Genomic DNA, 17,464 nt, shown 5'->3' with positions numbered 1-17,464 from the left:
CTCCTTGTTGCCCCCCGTCGCTTTCGGTAGGTTCGAAGCGGCCGATCGACTCGGCCTCAGTACAGCTGGCAAGGGAGGAACACATGGAAACGACACGGAGGAATTTCATCACAGGTGCGGCAGCTTTGGGCGTTGCCGCCATGGGGGCGACCCTGTTCGGATGCGCACCGGGACAGCCGGCCGATGCATCGAGTGCGGGAAACATAAACTGGGACGACGAGGCGGATGTCGTAGTCGTCGGTGCAGGCGGGGCGGGCGGTGCTGCGGCGTATGCGGCTGCGAAAGAAGGCGCGAGCGTCATCGTGCTCGAAAGTCAGAAGAACACCGCGTTTTCGTCGACAGCCCTCTGCGGCGGCTACATGACCCTCGTTGATTCCGAGGAGCAGCGAGCCGAGGGCATCGAGGATACCCCCGAGAAGCTGGTCGAAGACCTGAAAACGTGGGGTGTCGACATCGACGAAGCGGTTGTGCGCCGCTACGGCGAGCTGGGACACGAGTATTCGCTGGTGCTTCAGGAGCTCGGTGTGGCGAAGCTGACCGACGCCATCACGAAAGCTCCGGGATCGAGCATCCCGCGCACGCTCACGCTCGATCCGAAAGACCATCAGCAAAAGCTCACCGACGGTGCACAGGCTGCCGGCGCAGACTACCGCTTCGGCACCGAAGGAACCCGCCTCGTCGTGGACAACGGCCGCGTCGTTGGGGTCGTCGGCAGCGCGAACGGCAAGGAGACGAAGATTCACGCCAAAAACGGTGTGATTCTCGCAACGGGCGGATTCACAAGCTGTCCCGATCTGCTTGAGAAATGCATGAAGGGCCTCTCGGCAATCAAGAGCATGGCATGCCCCGCCCATACGGGCCTCATGCACTACGCCGCGTTCAATCTGGGAGCGCAGTTCGACGGTATCCCCTGGATCTACGCAAACGAAGGCATGCATCCGACGGCGACCGATATGAACGGGTACGCAAACCTATTCGTGTACGGTGCGGTGAAAGTGAACGCCGACGGCAAGCGCTATGTGAACGAAGGCACGTTCATCGGCAATGCCATGACGCGCGCGCTGCTCGATCAACCGATGAAGGACGGCGAGTACTTCAACTACCAGATCATGGACAAGAAAGCCTACGACCTGGCTGCGGCAGCGGGAAAGCCGCTCGGCGTATTCGAGGAGAACAAGGGTCTCTTCGTCGAGGCGAACAGCTATGAAGAGCTTGCCGAACTGATCGGTGCCCCCGATCTTCCTGCGGCGATGGAGCGGTACAACCAGGATATGAACGCTACCGGCATCGATTCTTCGTTCGGACGCGATGTGCTCTACGGGCAGGGAACGGGAGAGCCGTTCGCTCTCGATACCCCGCCGTTCTATGCATTCGCAAACGTACCGTGGCTCGCCTACGACCCGGTGACGACGTTCATCGTCAACGAGGATGCGCAGCTGCTCGACCAGTACGGCGATCCGATCGAAGGCGTATACGCGGTCGGCGAGATAGCGCTTCGCCCCTCGCTCGGCAACGTGTACTGCCAGGGAGCCGCTACGGGCGCGGGCTGCTGCTTCGGCTACGCCGCCGGTAAGGCTGCTGCCCAGAAAGGCGGCGAAGGCGAACAGGGATAGGCGTACATGCGCAGGCGGCCTCGTCGCGCGGCTCCGCGCATAGCTTTGCCGCCGCCCGCGCGAGATGAGCCGAAAGCGCCCCGACAGAAAAGCCGATCGAACCATGTGGTCCGATCGGCTTTCTGCTTCGGGGTAGGGCGCTTTGCAACCCCACGGTTGTCACGCGGCTTTACGAAGCGGCAGGGGACGATGCAGCCTCGAAGCTGAGTACGAGTCCGTAGGTCGGCTGATAGGGAGCATCGCTCGGATAGGCGAAGCCCTCCGCCAAACGTCCGCTCATCGAGAACGTGGCGCTTGTCGGTGCTGATGCTGAACCAGCAGCCAAGTTCACGGCTTCGGAGTTCGTCAGCCCGACGCCGAGAAACGAGTCGTCGCTTGCCCTCAGCGGCACGGTCAGAGAACTCGGCGACGTGAAGGTAAGGTTCAATGTCATGCCCGAGAGCTCTGCGGGCTCCGTGATCTTGGTGAAGCTGGTCGGAGTTATCGTTACGTCTCGTGCGGAGTAGTTGTAGATATGGTAGACCGGCGAATACACCGCGCCTTCATCGCTTGCCAGCGAACCGAACAGGGCTGTGGCGGGTATCTTCACATTGATCCATGATTGAGCCGGAGGATCGGGGCGGTTGGGGTCCTCGCCGCCGTCAAAGGTTCCGATCCAGCCTTCGACGCTGGTTTCACCGGATGTTTCGCCTTGTACATCGCTGCTGTTAGTGCTATCGCTATTGCCTTCGGTGCTGCTGTCCCATGCAAGGGCGGTCATAGGTGCCGCTACGAGCGCGAGAGCCACGATGAGCACCAAGAACGCGGATACGAGTTTTCTTTCTGTGGTCATGGTCGTCTCCTCGGTAGATAAACGGTAATCGATGAATGTCTAGCTGGCATGAAGGGTTGTCTTCACGCGCGTTTCTCCTTCCTTCTCGTGGGTATCCTGGTTGTAGATCGATATGATGACGGTAGCCGGGTGGTCGCCCGGGTCCAGGGGCTGGTCGAGGGTGATGCTTCTGATCTGCTTGTTCGGCATGATCGTTCCCGACTGATACAAGCGCTGACCGCTTCCATCGAGAACGATGGAAAAGGATATCGGGTAGACGTTTGTTTCGGGATTGATCAGCTCGAACGCTCCTTCGCCCGACTGCGACGAGAAGAAGGCATCGGGGTTCACCTGCAGCGAAAAATAGTTCGCGTCGGCTTTTTGCTGCATGGCCGATTCGAGGCCTTCCCGGTCGGTGATATCTTCTGCGTTCGCATCGAGGTCGGGCATGACGGCAACGGTTGCCTCTTCGGCGCGTTGGTTGCCGCAAAAGTGCAACGTCGTGCAGCTGCCGAGGGCAAGCAAAAGCAGCAGGAGCAGTACAAGAGCGATCCTCTTTCGTTTACGGGACTGCTCTTTGGCATCCTTTGAAGTCGCCGGTGGGCTTGGCCGTCCGGTCCCCGATGGGGAACCGGAGGCGTTCGTTTCAGTGTTATTCATGCATGTCTCCTTAGGTGACAGGTGCGAAAGACCACACCAGAGAATAGGTCGGTCGGTATACCGTTTCCGGCTGGAATGCTCCGTAATACGTGCCGGAAAGGGTGAGGTAGTTGCGCTGCGCGGATCCGAGCGTCGTCAGCGGGATTTCGTGCGAGTCGTTGCCATTGAAGGGATGGAGGTATTCAACCGCCGTTGTCCCGTCGACGTCGAGGCTGAGTTTGAGGGCGCTTTCATCTGCGGGTGCATCGGGTCCGCTCAGCAGGGTGATGCCATCGGTTTCGAGGACGGTGAATTCTGCAAGCGATACGGCAAGAGGAAGGTCGGAGCCGTTCTCGATCTCGTAGCGAGGCGAGATTACGGTTCCGTTTTCGTATGCGTCGAGGGTGCCGAACAGCATCTTCGTCGGTATGCGTACGTTGACCCACGCGGAGTCGTCGAGGATTGTGACGATGATCGAGCGCTCGACCCCCTCGACGGCCAGCATGACGGATTGGGTCTGCTGCGTTTCGGAAAGCGGATTGTCGGGCATCGCTATGCGAGAGGATATATCCTCGCCTGAAAGCATGTTCCATGCGCGGGCGCGGCTTCTCTCCAAGACGAATTCCTGTGCGTTTTCGCTTGGAAACTCGTTTGCATACAGCGAGAAATCCTCTGCCCGAAGGGCGACGAGCCTCTCGGTGTCAACGGTTGTGCTCGCATCGGTAATGAAGACGGGGACCGTGATCTGGGCGCTTTTTCCCGAAGCATTGGCGATGAGAACCGTCGCGTGCGTCGGGCCGACCGTGCCGGTGTCAGGTATCGAGGCGATCGAGGCTTCTAAAGGGCCTTCGTCGCCTATCTCGACGTTGGTGATGAGGCTTAAGGCATCGGTCGGAAAAACGCTTCCTTGCTCGATCACCTGCAGCACGCCATCAGCTGCCGGAGTAGCAGGTTCGCGCACCGCACTGTACCGTCTGAGGGCTACGAAATCCCGTACCGCGGTAACCGAAAGCACGGTCGAAGCATCGACGGCGCTGGTCTCGATAGCCACGGAATACCTCCCGTCCTGATCGCTTGCGCCCGAGAAGCTCTGCGCCGAAGCATCGGTTCCCGTGTAATCGATGTATACGTTCGCTTCGGGCGCGGTGGTTCCCGAGGCAGATGACATCGAAGCCCAATACTCATCGGGAATCAGCGCTATCGGCTCGGTTCCCACCTGTATCACGCGTGCCTTTTTAAGTTCGAATTCATCGGCGAAACCGCTTTGGTTCGATACGATCGAGCCCATATCGTCTTGCCCCGCGTTCAGGTTAAGGGTCGCCGTGAAACCGTTGTCGGCTTCCGAAGACCACATGCGCGCGGGTTTCTCCTGCGAGGCGGCCGAGGTGTACGTCGTCCAATAATTGAAATCGGTTGTGGCGAACTGCAGGGTGTTTGCGTTTGCGAGACCGAAGATCGGGCGGTTGGCGGGCTGTACGGAAAACACGACCGCCTTCGCCCTATTCACCTGTACCACCGGAGCCCCGCCCGAAGCTTTTAAAAACCGGAACAGGGGATACGCGTATGCGGATTCGTTCGTGCCCGGCTTGGAAAGGTAGTTCATGCGCAGCGTGGCGCCCTCGTCGACGACAAGTGAGTTCGAAAGGGCGATGCCGCCCGCAAAGTTAAAGGTGGCCGAAGCGCTTTTGCCGATGTAGATCGAATCCACGCGGTGGTCTTCGGCCGTGCTCAAGGGGTTGTACCCGGTGATATCGACGAGGAGCGAGGCGCCGTCCCCAACCGAAAGCACGACATTGTACGTGGTGCCTTCCACCCAGAAGAACCCGCGCGCACTCATGTTGACCGAGGTTCTGAACGTGGCCTGCGCCCCGTTTTCGACGGTGAGATACGGTTTTTCCGATGCAGCTCCGAACATCCAGAAAAACGAGCTCCCAACCGAGGTCGACTCGACCTGCACCGTGCTGGCAATCGTGACGCCGTGCACCTCGCCGACCTCTTCGGCATTGTTCGAGGTGCTGCCGTTCTTGCGGATCGAGACGGTGCTCTCTCCTGTGAACAGCGCGTTGCCGTATCGGTTGTAGATGAGCTGGGGGCCGCTATAGGAAACGGAATCGAATACGATGGTCGGAGCGCCCGAAGTGGCACTGCTCGCTATCACGCCGTAGTAGGAACGGCCGATGATCGTCATGTCTTTCAGCGTGTATACCGCTTGCGCAGTTGAAGATGAAGTGATCCAGGCACCGCTGTGCTGCTGTTCAAGCGAATAGCGTCCCTGTCCGTCGATCGTGAGGGATTGTTTGGTGCTGGGAATCGAGATGCCAGACGTCATCACGATATCGCCGCCGAGTGTGATGGTGTCGATATCCGGGGCGGCAATCGCTTGGGCGAGATCTTCGAACGACGCAACAAGCGAGCTTGTGCGCGAGGCCTTGAGATCCTCTTTCGCCTCTTCCCGTATCGCAGCTTCCGCTGCATTCGAGGCTGTTATATCGGTTTCGTTCGGTATGCCCGATACGGAAGGCCCGTTGTCGGCCCCTCCTTCGTCCGCTGTATCCGAAGGAGCTGGTTCGGTGCTATCGGAAATGCTTTCGCTTTCGTTTTCTCGGTCGGTTTCAGGCGATCGACCAAGCTCGTCAGATTGCGTGCTCGAGGGCCCTTCGGTTTTGCCGTCCACCGCCTCATGCGCTGGGAGGGCGAAACCGAACGAAGGTGCGCACAATCCCACCAGCAGGAAGACTGCGAGCGCCAAGCCGAGCGCACGCTGCATGTGGTTTCTCACGGTGCTCATAGCATCTATCTTTCTCGGGCGGTCTTGCTCTACGCCGCTCGGGGATAATCGGACGACCCATAGTAAAGGGAAGGTAAGTACGCGTCTAGTATTTTCATTAATCTGTTACATTTCAGATATCAATTATTCACAGTAAAGTATAATACAAGGGCGGAAAGCCGTAGGGTGCCTTGCATATCACCAGTTCAACGAGTTGTTGAACGAGCGGATTTAGCAGCGTTCGCGTCACGGAAAACCACGTTTATGACGTATTCTTTTCACGAGGGCTTTTTCCTCTGGAATGGTGTCAAGGTATTTTACAATGGTGGCTGGTTGAGCGTTCGCTGCAGCGTATCCGCACGCCCGGCCGTTGTTTTACCGAAAGATGAAAGAAAAGGCGAAGGTGCTATGGCAGACCCGAATACCGAAAAACTGTTCGAATCCGACGATCCCGCGCAGGCGGCAGCCGATGCCAAGGAGCGCATCGATGCACTCAGGCGTGAGATCGAGCACCATACCTACTTATACTATGCGAAAGACGCCCCCGAAATCTCCGATGCCGCGTTTGACTCGCTCATGCGCGAGCTGCGCGAGCTCGAGGCGGCGCACCCCGAACTCATCGATTCCTCATCGCCGACGCAGCGCGTCGGGGGGTACGTGGGCGAGCAGTTCGCGCCCGTCGTCCATGAACGGCGCATGTACTCGCTCGACAACGCGATGGACCTCGGCGAGCTCGATGCGTGGCTCGAGCGCGTGGTCGAGGCGTTCGGTCGCATGGTACCTGTTGTGTGCGAGCTCAAGATCGACGGCTCTTCGATCGCGCTCACCTATGAAAACGGCATGCTCATCCGCGCGGCTACGCGCGGCGACGGCACGACGGGCGAGGATGTGACGGTGAACATGCGCACGGTGCGCGACGTGCCCTTGCGTTTGCGCGACGCCGCTTTGGAATCCGTCGTCGACCCCGAAGCAACGCTCGAGCTGCGCGGCGAGGTATACATGCCGAAGGCGAGCTTCGACGCGCTCAACGCGGCAGCGGTTGAAAACGGTAAGAATCCGTTTGCGAACCCGCGCAACGCCGCTGCGGGAAGCCTTCGTCAGAAGGATGCGAAGATCACGGCGGGACGCGACTTGTCCACCTTCATGTACGCGATCGCTGATGAGGCGAAGCTTGCGGCACAGGGTCAATGGGAGCTGCTCGCATGGCTGCGCGAGGCGGGTTTCCACGTCAACCCGGACGTCAAGCGCTGCGAAACGGCGGAAGAGGTCCATGCGTTCTGCGAAGCGGCGCTCAAACGCCGCGAAGAGCTGCCCTACGAAATCGACGGCGTAGTGGTGAAGGTCGATTCGTTTTCTCTGCAGGAATCGATGGGCTATACCGCCCGAGCTCCGCGTTGGGCCATCGCCTACAAGTTCCCGCCCGAGGAGAAGACGACGCTTTTGCGCGATATCACCGTGCAGGTCGGCCGCACGGGCGCGTGTACGCCGGTAGCCGAGCTCGAGCCGGTGGTGGTCGCGGGTTCCACGGTGGCGCGCGCAACGCTGCACAACATCGACGAGGTGCACCGCAAAGACGTGCGCGTCGGCGACACCGTGATCGTGCGCAAGGCGGGCGATGTGATTCCCGAAGTGCTCGGTCCCGTGCTGAGCCTGCGTCCCGACGATGCCGAACCGTGGGAGATGCCCACGGTGTGTCCGAGCTGCTCATCGCCTTTGGTGCGGGAAGAGGGCGAGGCTGCATGGCGCTGCATCTCGATCGACTGCCCCGCGCAAGCGCTCGAGCGTCTGCGCCATTGGGCGAGCCGCGGCGCTATGGACATCGAGGGCATGGGCGAGGAGATCATCTCGCGCCTCATAGAAAGCGGGCGCATCACCGATGTCGCCGATTACTACAGCCTTGACGAAGTGGAGCTTTCGCTGCTTGATATGGGCAGGGTCAACAAAGATGGCGAACCGATCAGGCTCGGATCGACCGTGGCCGCGAAACTTGTGGCGGCCATCGAGGCGAGCAAGTCGCGCGGCTTCGCGCGGGCTCTATTCGGATTGGGTGTGCGCCACGTGGGTAAAACCATAGCCGAATTCGTCGTAGGCGCGTATCCGACGATCGACGAGCTCGAACAGGCGAGCGAGGAGGACCTTGCGGCCATCGACGGCGTGGGCCCCATCATCGCAAAGAGCCTATGGACGTTTCTGCGCACACCCGATAACCTCGCCGTCATCGAGCGGCTGCGCAAAGCGGGCGTGGTGCTCGAAGAGGCGGTCGGCGCGGGCGAGGAGCTGCCGCAGACGCTTGCAGGTCTTACGTTCGTGCTGACGGGCAGTCTCGTGAAGAGCGGGATGACGCGCGACGAGGCAGGCGAAGCCCTCAAGGCACGCGGTGCGAAGGTGTCGGGCAGCGTGTCGAAGAAGACGAGCTTCGTCGTGGCAGGCGAAGCGGCTGGCTCGAAGTACGACAAAGCCGTTTCGCTCGGTGTACCTGTGCTTACCGAGGACGATCTACTCGCGATCATCGAGTCGGGCGAGCTGCCGGGCGCGGAATAGGACGCCCCGAAGGCAAAACGGGTTCGGGTCTCGGGTCCCCGGGCTGAAGCGAGGGGCGTTTCCCTGCGAGGGGCCGGTGCGTCTGTGCGGTTGAGCCTATTCGGATCCTCAGGGCGTGAAAAAGCGCTTCCGGTAACAGATTTTTTCGACTTGTGTTAAGCTGGGCCGCGCAGGCAGCGCAAAGTTCGATGTGATGTTTCGATAACGCCTGGTCAGAAGATTGCGCTCAGGATGCACACTCTCCGACCCGCTGAGAAGGGGTGCAGTTGCGCCTTTCCCGACACGGAAACCGTGCACAAGTCGAAAAAATCTGGTATACACGGGCTTCTTTTCTGCGCAAGGACATCGATCAAGGCAAAGTGGTGCTCGATTCCGCGATGCTCGCCGGCTTTGTTGCCCCCGCGATCCTTGCGCGCCTGGCAGCGCGGTTACCTGTGCGATCCTCGCGCAGCTGGTGGCGCTGTTGCCATGCGGCGCTTGTGCGAGCGCCGTACGCCGTGCGAGTAACGTATCCCGCCGTCCGCGGAAAAGAAAAGTTACAGAAACTGAAATCGTAACACCAGAGCGCCGGTTGTCTGTTATCCTGTGTTACGCAAATCTAAATCGTAACACCATATCGATGCGGAGCCGATCGCGTCGGTGTGAGGATGGGAGCGAAACCATGGCTGTTTACACGCGTCGTACATTCGTCAAGCTGGCGGGCATCGCAGCTGGGGGTGCAACGTTCGGGGGAGTGCTCTCGGCGTGCGCTTCGGGTGAGGAGACTTCTGCGACGGGAGGCCAAGGCAGCCAAGGCGGGAACGCGAATGCGCAAAACGAGGTCATCGTTGCCATGAACACGGGCAGCGAGCCTGCGGCGGGCTTCGATCCGTTTGTATCCTGGGGATGCGGCGAGCATGTTCATGAGCCGCTCATCCAGTCGACGCTCATCACGACGAACACGAACATGGAGTTCGTGAACGATCTCGCAACCTCCTACGAGATCAGCGAGGATGGGCTTACCTGGACGTTCACGATTCGCGACGATGTGAAGTTCACCGACGGCGAGGCGCTTACCGCCGAAGACGTGGCCTTCACCATCAATGGAATCCGTACCGCCGATGCGGCCGAGGCGGACCTGAGCATGGTGGACGATGCGGTCGTGCTCGATGATACAACGGTTGAGCTTCACCTCAACAAGCCGTTCAACGCGCTTCTGTACACGCTTGCGGTCGTCGGCATCGTGCCGGCCCATGCGCATGGGAGCGATTACGGATCGAATCCCGTCGGAAGCGGTCGCTACCTGCTCGAACAGTGGGATAAGGGACAGCAGGTCATCCTTGTTGCTAATCCCGATTACTACGGCGAGGCACCGAAGATGAAGCGCGTGGTCGTCGTGTTCATGGAGGAGGACGCAGCGCTCGCCGCCGTCAATTCGGGGCAGGCCGACATCGCGTTCACCTCTGCCATCTACAGCAATCAGGCGGTGGCGGGATACGAGCTGCTCGCCTGCAAGACGGTGGACAGCCGCGGTATCTCGCTTCCGACCATCGAGCCGGGTGCCGCGAAAGAGGACGGCGGCACCGAGTATCCCGCGGGCAACGCGGTGACGAGCGATATCGCCATCCGTCGGGCTATCAACTGCGCTGTCGACCGCACGGCGATGATCGAAAACGTATTGAACGGCTACGGCACGCCCGCGTTCAGCGTGTCGGACAACATGCCGTGGTCGTCCGACGATATGAAGGTATCGACCGATCGCGAGAAGGCCAAAAGCCTGCTTGCCGAAGCGGGATGGGTCGCCGGCTCCGACGGCATTCTCGAGAAAGACGGCACGCGTGCGGCGTTCGAGTTGTGGTACGCTTCCAACGACTCGGTGCGCCAAGCGCTTGCGGCCGAGTTTTCCAATCAGATGAAGGAGATCGGCATCGACGTATCCATAAAAGGCGGTAGCTGGGACGATCTGTATCCGAACCAGTTCTCGAGCCCGATTCTTTGGGGCTGGGGTTCCAATTCGCCGACGGAGGTCTACGAGCTCAACTACTCGAGCGGATGGGGTAACTACGCCTGTTACGAGAGTGAAACCGTCGACGGGTACCTCGACGAGGCCCTCGCCCAGCCCGAGGTGGCGGAATCCTACGAGTTCTGGAAGAAGGCCCAATGGGACGGATCTGAGGGCATTGCCCCTCAAGGCGCGGCAACGTGGGTGTGGCTCGCCGACGTTGATCATCTCTACTTCAAACGCGAAGGGTTGCACGTGGCCGATCAGAAGCCGCATCCGCACGGGCACGGCTGGTCGCTCGTGAACAACATCGACCAGTGGAGCTGGGCGTAACCCCTCGGGCGATCCGCTTTGTGCAATGGGCCGGTTCATCGTCAAACATATTGCGAAGTTCGTTTTCCTGCTCATCGCGGTGAGCATGGTCACGTTCATCCTGGTGAGCGTATCTCCCATCGATCCGGTGCAGGCGAACGTGGGCCAGGCCGCCTACATAAACATGAGCGAGGCGAAGCGCGCCCAGCTTGCCGAATACTGGGGTGTGAATACGCCTTTGTGGGAACGGTATGCGAACTGGATCGGGAGTTTCGTCCAAGGCGATTGGGGCATGTCGCTTCGCTACAACGCGCCGGTGACCGAGGTGATCGCCGCGCGTGCGCTCAACTCGGCGGCGCTTATGGCCGTCGCGTGGGTGGTTTCGGGCGTGCTCGGGTTCGCGCTCGGTGTGGTGGCGGGCGTGTACCGGGGCAGGCTCGTCGATCGTATCGTCAAGGGATACTGCTTTCTGCTGGCCTCGACGCCGACGTTTTGGCTCGGGCTCGTCATGCTCATCGTGTTCTCGGTGTGGCTCGGCTGGTTCCCGTTCGGATTCTCCGTGCCCATCGGCGTATCGGCGGCCGATGTGACATTCGCCGACGCGCTTCACCATCTGGCGCTTCCGGCGCTCACGCTCTCGGTTGTGGGGGTGGCGAACATCGCGCTCCATACCCGGGAGAAGACGATCGACGTAATGGGCAGCGAATATTTCCGCTTTGCGCGCGCTCGCGGCATGAGCACGTGGGCAGCCATGCGCACTCACGGTCTGCGCAACCTTGCGCTTCCGGCCCTCACCCTGCAGTTCGCGGCGATTTCCGAGATATTCGGGGGATCGGTGCTCGTCGAGCAGGTGTTTTCGTACCCGGGCCTCGGTCAGGCGGCGGTGACGGCGGGGCTCGGCGGCGATGTGGCGCTTCTGGCGGGTATCGCAGTCGTTTCGGCGGCGTTTGTGTTCGGGGGCAACCTGATTGCAAACCTGCTGTACGGCGTTGTCGATCCGCGCATCAAGCGAGGTGAGGTGCATGGCTAGCGAGACGCGCTCTGCGAAAAGCCACCTCCAAGGTGCTGCCGATGCGCCCGTCGTGCAATCCGTGACGCTGTTCCACGCTCCGCACGCCGAACGCTCGCGCAACCGTATGCGTACGCTTATTGTGCTCATCGCGTCGGTCGCGCTCTTGGTGGGGATCGTCGTTGCGGGCGTGCTTGCAACCGATATGGCCATGCACACCGACTTCACGGCGAAAAACCTCAGCCCCAGTTTCGCGCACCCGTTCGGCACCGACTGGATGGGGCGCGACATGTTTCTCCGCACGCTTGCGGGTCTTTCGACGAGCGTGCTTGTGGGATTGCTCGCCGCCGGAGCCTCGTCGGTCATCGCGCTTGCGCTCGGCACGGCCGCCGCACTTGGGGGAAAAAGGGTCGACGCGGCCATCACCTGGCTCATCGATCTCATGATGGGCGTGCCGCACATCGTGCTCCTCATTCTCATATCGTTTGCAATCGGCAAGGGGTTTTGGGGCGTGACCATCGGGGTTGCGCTTACGCATTGGCCGAGCCTCGCGCGGGTGGTGCGCGCTGAAATCCTCCAATGCAAGGAATCGACCTTCATCGCCGTGGCCCGCAAGCTGGGCAAGAGCCGCATGAATATCGCAGTGCACCATATGCTTCCTTTTGTGCTGCCCCAGTTCCTCGTGGGCTTGATCCTTCTGTTCCCTCACGCCATCCTGCATGAGGCGGCCATCACGTTTCTCGGTTTCGGCCTGCCGCCCGAGCAGCCCGCTATCGGCGTGATTCTAAGCGAATCGATGGGCTATCTCTCGGCGGGTATGTGGTGGCTCGCGGTGTTTCCAGGACTTGCTCTCATCGCAACCGTGCTGCTCTTCGATGCGGCGGGCTCGAACCTGCGCAGACTCATCGATCCCCACAGTTCGCAGGATTAGGTTACGCGATGACGAAGGAAAACCGCATGGAACCAAGGTCGATACGCGACGGGCGTGCGGGCGAGGCGGGAACCGAGCGGCTGCCCGGCGCCGCCTGTGCGCATGAGGTTGCCCGCAGCGCCGCGGTGCGCGAGCCTGTTCGAGTTGCGGCTCGCGGGGTACCGGGCGAACCCGACGACGTCGCAGCCCATGTGGTACCGAGCGAACCCGACGACGTTGCAGCTCACGAAGCGGCGAAACATGGTTCGGCGCACGTTCATCACGGGCATTCCCATGCTTCCTCGTCGCATCATGCGGGCGGGCACCATCTTTTGCAGGTGGAGGATCTCACCGTGTCCTTTTCGATGTACGATGCCGGGTCCCGTTCGTTCTTCAAGGCGAAGAAGGTCGAATCGCATGTGATCGAGCGGTTGAGCATCTCGGTCCACGTGGGGGAGATCGTGGCGGTCGTGGGGGCTTCGGGATCGGGTAAGACGCTTTTGGCCGATGCGATTCTCGGCCTGTACGAACCCAACGCATCCGTAAGCGGGCGCATTTGGTTCGATGGCGTGCTGCAGGATGCCCGATCGCTTGCAGCCTTGCGGGGAAACGGCATTTCTCTCGTGCCGCAAAGCGTGAATCACCTCGATCCGCTCATGAAGGTGGGCCGCCAGGTGCGCGGGTTCTCGGGCGACGCGAAAGAGCGCGAAGCCGTGCAGAGGCGCCTGTTCGCGCGCTACGGCCTCGGCGAGGAGGTTGCCGACCTCTATCCCTTCGAGCTTTCAGGCGGCATGGCGCGCCGCGTGCTTCTGTCCTGCGCGCTCATCGACAACCCGAAGCTTATCGTCGCCGATGAGCCGACGCCGGGTCTCGACCTCGATCTGGCCGTCGCCGCGCTCGACGATTTTCGCGCGTTCGCCGATCAGGGCGGAGGCGTGTTGCTTATCACCCACGACATCGAGCTTGCGCTGCGCGTGGCTGATCGCGTGGCGGTGTTCAAGGACGGAACGGTTGTTGAAGAGACGGCGGTCGCGAACTTCGCTTCGCACAATACGCTTATGCACCCCTTCAGCAAAGAGCTCTGGCACGCGCTTCCCGAACATGGATTCGAGGTGGTCTCATGAGCGTGCTCGAAGCGAGGGGCGTAACCTATGCCTACGGGAAGGGAAAGCCGGTTCTCGACGGCGTGTCGCTTCGCGTCGAAAGCGGCGAGCGGGTTGCGCTGTCGGCTCCGTCAGGTACGGGCAAAACCACCCTTGCCCGCATCCTTTCGGGATACCTTGCTCCCGATGCGGGTGAGGTGACGCTTGACAGTGCGTCGCTTCCCGCTCGTGGAGTGTGTCCGGTGCAGTTGATCCTCCAGCACCCCGAAACGGCGGTCGATCCGCGCATGCGTCTTTCGCGCACGCTTTCAGAGGCGGGGCCGATCGATCCGGCGCTGGTGCAGGGGCTCGGCATTCGCGATGAATGGATGAACCGCTATCCCCATGAGCTTTCGGGCGGCGAGCTTCAGCGTTTCTGCATCGCCCGTGCGCTTGCCGCCGATCCGTCATTTCTGGTGGCGGATGAGATATCGACGATGCTCGATGCACTCACGCAAGCCCAGATATGGCATTTTCTGGTCGCGGAGGTTGAGCGACGCGGTATCGGCCTCGTGTTCGTGTCGCACTCCCCGGCCCTCTCCGAACGCATCGCGACGAGGATCATCGAACTGTAGGCGATCGCGCTGCAAGCGCGACCGCCGCACCCGTGACGGCAACCGCTACTGTGCCTATGGCAGCGATTCGCGCGAATCCGTTCATTCGTGCTCCCAACCAGTGCATCGTGTTTGGAACCCGTCGAGGAAAACGGCCTCTTATGTTCCCGGAAAGTCGAATCCTGGCACAAAATTGGAGGTTGGGGGTGCGGCAGGATTCTTGGACTGCTCAGGCCGCCAGCCCGAGCCTCCTGCGGCGGCCCTCGATGGTCTCGCAGGTGGCCTTCTTCCCGTTCTCCCTGAACGTCTTGAGGCGGCCGTCATTGTACCACGTGATGTAGCGCGCGACGGCCTCGAATATCTCGGCGACGGGCGCCCCCGCGCGCACGAGCGAATGGAACGCCTCGACCTTCGCCCGGCCGAAGAAGCCCTCGCACGCCGCGTTGTCGGGGCTGTGCCCCTTGCGCGACATCGAGCGCACGAGGCCGGCCCCCTCGCACAGCGCGATCCACCCCTTCCAGCGGTAGTGCCCGCCGCGGTCGGAGTGGATGACGGGACGCTGGCCCTCCCGAAGCGTCGCTATCGCGTCGGCGAGCGTGGAGTTCGCGAGCTCGGCGTTGGGGCTCTCCGAGGCGCGCCAGGCGACGACCTTGCCGTCGAAGCAGTCGACGACGGCGGACAGGTAGCACTTGCCGTCGCGCCCCCGCATCTCGGTGATGTCGGTGAGCCACAGCTCGTTGGGCGCGTCCGCCGAGAAGTCGTGCCTCCCGTGCTCGCCGAGCAGCAGGTTCCCGGGCGCGTCCGACACCTCGCCCGCGTACGAGCTCCATCTCTTCTCCGACCTGGAGCACCGGGCGACGAGCCCCTGGCGCGCCATCGACTCGCGCACCCTGCGCTCGGGCGCGCGGACGCCGCCGGCCTCCAGCGCCGCCTTGAGGCGGCGGTAGCCGTAGATCCCGTCGTTCTCCGCGAAGGCCGCGGCCACGGCCCCGTCGAAGCCCCCGTCCGTCATGCCGGACGGGCTATCGAGCCTCGCCCGGTGGTAGAGGTAGGTGCTCTTCGAGATTCCCAAGAACGTCGAGATCCGGGCCAGGGAGCACCCGCAGTCCCGCCTCAGCCTCTCGCCTAACCCGACGAGCCGCCTCTTCGACAGGCTCGCCGGGCTTGCGGCTTTTGGGTCGCGCATCAGCTCCTTGTAGACGCTCACCTCGAAGAGCGCCTCCTCGAGCTCGGCCCGGAGGGCCTCGATCCGCCTGTCGTCCGATCCCGCCGCCTGCCCCATGCCCGGCTTCGCCCCCTCGTCCTCGCGCGGCGCGCCCTCCGCGCCGGTCTCGGACATGATAGCGCTTTTGCGGGCCTTCCTGCTCCAGACCGATATTATGCTCGCTTCGGCGATGCCGAGGCGGCGGGCGATGTGCGCGGGCTTCTCCCCGAGGCCGTAGAGGCGGACGGCCTCCGCCTTGGTGGCCTCGGGGTAGCGGGAGTGGGGCGCGTGCTCGGCGCGCCCCTTCACCCTGGGCATCTCCGCCGGCAGGGAGCCCTCCTCGGCCTGCTCCAGCCACCGCCTCAGCGACTCCCTGGACGGGGTCCCCCATTTCCGCTCGGCGGCGCGGGGCGTGAGCCCCTCGGCCCACATCGTCTCGACGTAGCGGACCTTCTCCCTTTCCGTGTACATGCGGCTCCCTCCTCGCGGCCCCCGCGGGGGCCGCTCGATCGGTCGTGGACCGCCTGCCGGCGGTCCAACTTCCTGCCGCACCTCCGGTTTGACAATTATATAACTAGGTATATATTGAAATTCGAACTGCAACGACACGAAACGCCTGGTCGCATTTTTACAACCTCTCAAAATGGAAATATATGATATTCCATAATTGTCAAACCTCCAATTTTGTGCCGAAATCTCCCCTGTCCGGAACAAGGGCTTGGTAGTTGCGAGGTGCTCGAGTCGAGGCTGTGCTCCCGAGTCTGGCGTCGCCGGTCACCTGAGTTGACTGCCGGTCACGGGGCACCCGAAACCGATCGTCCGTTGCAGGTCATCCGAAGCCAAGCCGTACATCCACGTTGGTGCACGGATCGAAGCGCCAACGCCGCCGACGCGCGTTACAAAGCCCTGCCCATATTGAGGGCGAGGCCTCTCAGGAAATCGCGGCGCGGGTCAGTTCCTTGTGGGAAGCTCGATGCCGAAGTGGGTTTTGGCGAGCCGGCGAAATTCTTCGTCCGTTTCGATCGTGCGCTGCTCTTTGTCCTCACGGGTTGTACGGATGAACTGATCGGCGGTGATGGACACGCTGCCGTCCCCGGTCTTTCGGTTGAGCATGCGCTGTTGGGTGAAGATCGAGCTCGGGTGGGTCGAGCAGTAAAGGGAAAGGGCAACGAAATCAACCTCGTACTGCTCGATGTCCATGAATGCGAGTACGGGCTCGGCCGATGCTCGCGGGGCATGCTCGCGACCGCAGTAGAGGATGCGCCACCAAGGACCTTCCATGCGCTCGATGCGAAACGTCTGCCCGGTCGATGAAGCCTCGAGGCCATCCTTGAGCGGCAAAGCGCACGAAGGCATAGGTCCGCCGTATCCGACGTCGCAGAACAGCTTCTCGTCTCCGATGGTGACGATGGCTCCGCGATGCGCGACGGGTTGTACGTACCCGCGGTCCTTGAGGCTGCGGGCGAAGCACGGTGAAACGGAGAAGCCCGCATCGGCGAGCAGGGCGGCGAACAGCGCGTTGAGCTCGAAGCAATAGCCTCCGCGCTTTCCCGCAACGATCTTCTCGAACATGTCTGCTATGCCGAGCGAGATCGGAACATGGTACTCGCAGGCATCGAGGTTTTCGAAGGGAATGGCGCACTGGTGCGCGAAGATGATCCGATCGAGTCCGTCGCGGGTGAGCGGCACGTCGGCTGGATCGAGGCCCAGGCGCCTCCAATAGCGGGCGGGGTCGGGCAACGGTTCGTACAGTTCTTCGAACATGACATCCTCCTCTTTGCGGCATCCGATGTGCATCCGCATTCCTACGTGCCGAGCACAGCGTTGATTCTAGAGCGGTGCCGCTTTGCCCGCATCGCCCCAGCAGAGCCATTCCAAGCCGCGATCTGCGCCGACGCGCTCTCGGACAAGCGTTTGCACGCAGAGGTCATACCGGCGTGGCGATAAAAATCGGCTCGGCCTAGTACGCAGGGTTCGAGGT

General features: G+C 61.6%; 12 protein-coding genes. 7 read left to right on the top strand and 5 right to left on the bottom strand.

Translation table 11 applies throughout. The annotated features are described in order from the left end of the window. Positions 1-83: 83 nt before the first annotated feature. Positions 84-1,613, top strand: coding sequence for an FAD-dependent oxidoreductase (locus FJE54_RS15335; RefSeq protein ID WP_139653652.1), 1,530 nt, complete (start codon positions 84-86; stop codon positions 1,611-1,613). 169 nt (positions 1,614-1,782) lie between these two features. On the opposite strand, the gene FJE54_RS15330 is transcribed toward FJE54_RS15335, so the two are convergent. From FJE54_RS15330 to FJE54_RS15320, 3 genes are read right to left on the bottom strand one after another with little or no spacing between them, the layout of a single operon-like run. Beyond that, on the bottom strand, positions 1,783-2,445 hold the full coding sequence (locus tag FJE54_RS15330; RefSeq protein ID WP_139653651.1) for a hypothetical protein: 663 nt from the start codon (positions 2,443-2,445) through the stop codon (positions 1,783-1,785). A gap of 39 nt (positions 2,446-2,484) precedes the next feature. After that, entirely contained in the window at positions 2,485-3,084 is a 600-nt protein-coding gene (locus FJE54_RS15325) for a hypothetical protein (protein WP_139653650.1), read from the bottom strand. Between the two features lie 10 nt (positions 3,085-3,094). Then, positions 3,095-5,851: a pectate lyase-like adhesive domain-containing protein gene (locus FJE54_RS15320; RefSeq protein WP_139653649.1), complete on the bottom strand. Its 2,757-nt coding sequence runs from the start codon at positions 5,849-5,851 to the stop codon at positions 3,095-3,097. Positions 5,852-6,238: 387 nt separating this feature from the next. Between FJE54_RS15320 and ligA the strand changes: the two genes are divergently transcribed. The 6 genes from ligA to FJE54_RS15290 all read left to right on the top strand — a co-directional run bounded on the left by ligA (position 6,239) and on the right by FJE54_RS15290 (position 14,300). Continuing rightward, positions 6,239-8,371, top strand: a complete 2,133-nt coding sequence (ligA, locus tag FJE54_RS15315; RefSeq protein ID WP_139653648.1) for an NAD-dependent DNA ligase LigA — start codon at positions 6,239-6,241, stop codon at positions 8,369-8,371. Between the two features lie 661 nt (positions 8,372-9,032). Beyond that, complete coding sequence (locus tag FJE54_RS15310) at positions 9,033-10,685, top strand: ABC transporter substrate-binding protein (RefSeq protein WP_139653647.1); 1,653 nt, start codon at positions 9,033-9,035, stop codon at positions 10,683-10,685. A 25-nt stretch (positions 10,686-10,710) separates the two neighbouring features. Next, positions 10,711-11,694: an ABC transporter permease gene (locus FJE54_RS15305; protein WP_139653646.1), complete on the top strand. Its 984-nt coding sequence runs from the start codon at positions 10,711-10,713 to the stop codon at positions 11,692-11,694. After that, entirely contained in the window at positions 11,687-12,604 is a 918-nt protein-coding gene (locus FJE54_RS15300; RefSeq protein WP_180326771.1) for an ABC transporter permease, read from the top strand. The genes FJE54_RS15305 and FJE54_RS15300 overlap by 8 nt, the downstream gene beginning before the upstream one ends. A gap of 26 nt (positions 12,605-12,630) precedes the next feature. Continuing rightward, the gene (locus FJE54_RS15295) at positions 12,631-13,707 is read left to right on the top strand and encodes an ATP-binding cassette domain-containing protein (RefSeq protein ID WP_139653645.1); all 1,077 of its coding nucleotides are present in this window, start codon (positions 12,631-12,633) and stop codon (positions 13,705-13,707) included. Beyond that, positions 13,704-14,300, top strand: a complete 597-nt coding sequence (locus FJE54_RS15290; protein ID WP_255467460.1) for an ABC transporter ATP-binding protein — start codon at positions 13,704-13,706, stop codon at positions 14,298-14,300. The genes FJE54_RS15295 and FJE54_RS15290 overlap by 4 nt, the downstream gene beginning before the upstream one ends. A 208-nt stretch (positions 14,301-14,508) precedes the next feature. Here the strand turns inward: FJE54_RS15290 and FJE54_RS15285 are convergent, their stop codons facing one another. Both FJE54_RS15285 and FJE54_RS15280 read right to left on the bottom strand, forming a co-directional pair. After that, entirely contained in the window at positions 14,509-15,954 is a 1,446-nt protein-coding gene (locus FJE54_RS15285; RefSeq protein ID WP_139653644.1) for an IS3 family transposase, read from the bottom strand. A gap of 480 nt (positions 15,955-16,434) precedes the next feature. Continuing rightward, positions 16,435-17,247 carry an arylamine N-acetyltransferase family protein gene (locus tag FJE54_RS15280; RefSeq protein WP_180326770.1) on the bottom strand — a complete coding sequence of 271 codons (813 nt, stop codon included), beginning with the start codon at positions 17,245-17,247 and terminating at the stop codon, positions 16,435-16,437. Positions 17,248-17,464 lie beyond the last annotated feature (217 nt).

Source organism: Raoultibacter phocaeensis, assembly GCF_901411515.1.
Lineage (GTDB): Bacteria > Actinomycetota > Coriobacteriia > Coriobacteriales > Eggerthellaceae > Raoultibacter > Raoultibacter phocaeensis.
The sequence above is the reverse complement of the archived record's forward strand: the minus strand, read 5'-3'. Positions and strand labels throughout refer to the sequence as shown.

Bases quoted from the DNA above. Each gene is read 5' to 3' on its own strand.
- FJE54_RS15335 (WP_139653652.1), top strand. From the start codon at position 84: ATGGAAACGACACGGAGGAATTTCATCACAGGTGCGGCAGCTTTGGGC.
- FJE54_RS15330 (WP_139653651.1), bottom strand. From the start codon at position 2,445: ATGACCACAGAAAGAAAACTCGTATCCGCGTTCTTGGTGCTCATCGTG.
- FJE54_RS15325 (WP_139653650.1), bottom strand. From the start codon at position 3,084: ATGAATAACACTGAAACGAACGCCTCCGGTTCCCCATCGGGGACCGGA.
- FJE54_RS15320 (WP_139653649.1), bottom strand. From the start codon at position 5,851: ATGAGCACCGTGAGAAACCACATGCAGCGTGCGCTCGGCTTGGCGCTC.
- ligA (WP_139653648.1), top strand. From the start codon at position 6,239: ATGGCAGACCCGAATACCGAAAAACTGTTCGAATCCGACGATCCCGCG.
- FJE54_RS15310 (WP_139653647.1), top strand. From the start codon at position 9,033: ATGGCTGTTTACACGCGTCGTACATTCGTCAAGCTGGCGGGCATCGCA.
- FJE54_RS15305 (WP_139653646.1), top strand. From the start codon at position 10,711: ATGGGCCGGTTCATCGTCAAACATATTGCGAAGTTCGTTTTCCTGCTC.
- FJE54_RS15300 (WP_180326771.1), top strand. From the start codon at position 11,687: ATGGCTAGCGAGACGCGCTCTGCGAAAAGCCACCTCCAAGGTGCTGCC.
- FJE54_RS15295 (WP_139653645.1), top strand. From the start codon at position 12,631: ATGGAACCAAGGTCGATACGCGACGGGCGTGCGGGCGAGGCGGGAACC.
- FJE54_RS15290 (WP_255467460.1), top strand. From the start codon at position 13,704: ATGAGCGTGCTCGAAGCGAGGGGCGTAACCTATGCCTACGGGAAGGGA.
- FJE54_RS15285 (WP_139653644.1), bottom strand. From the start codon at position 15,954: ATGTACACGGAAAGGGAGAAGGTCCGCTACGTCGAGACGATGTGGGCC.
- FJE54_RS15280 (WP_180326770.1), bottom strand. From the start codon at position 17,247: ATGTTCGAAGAACTGTACGAACCGTTGCCCGACCCCGCCCGCTATTGG.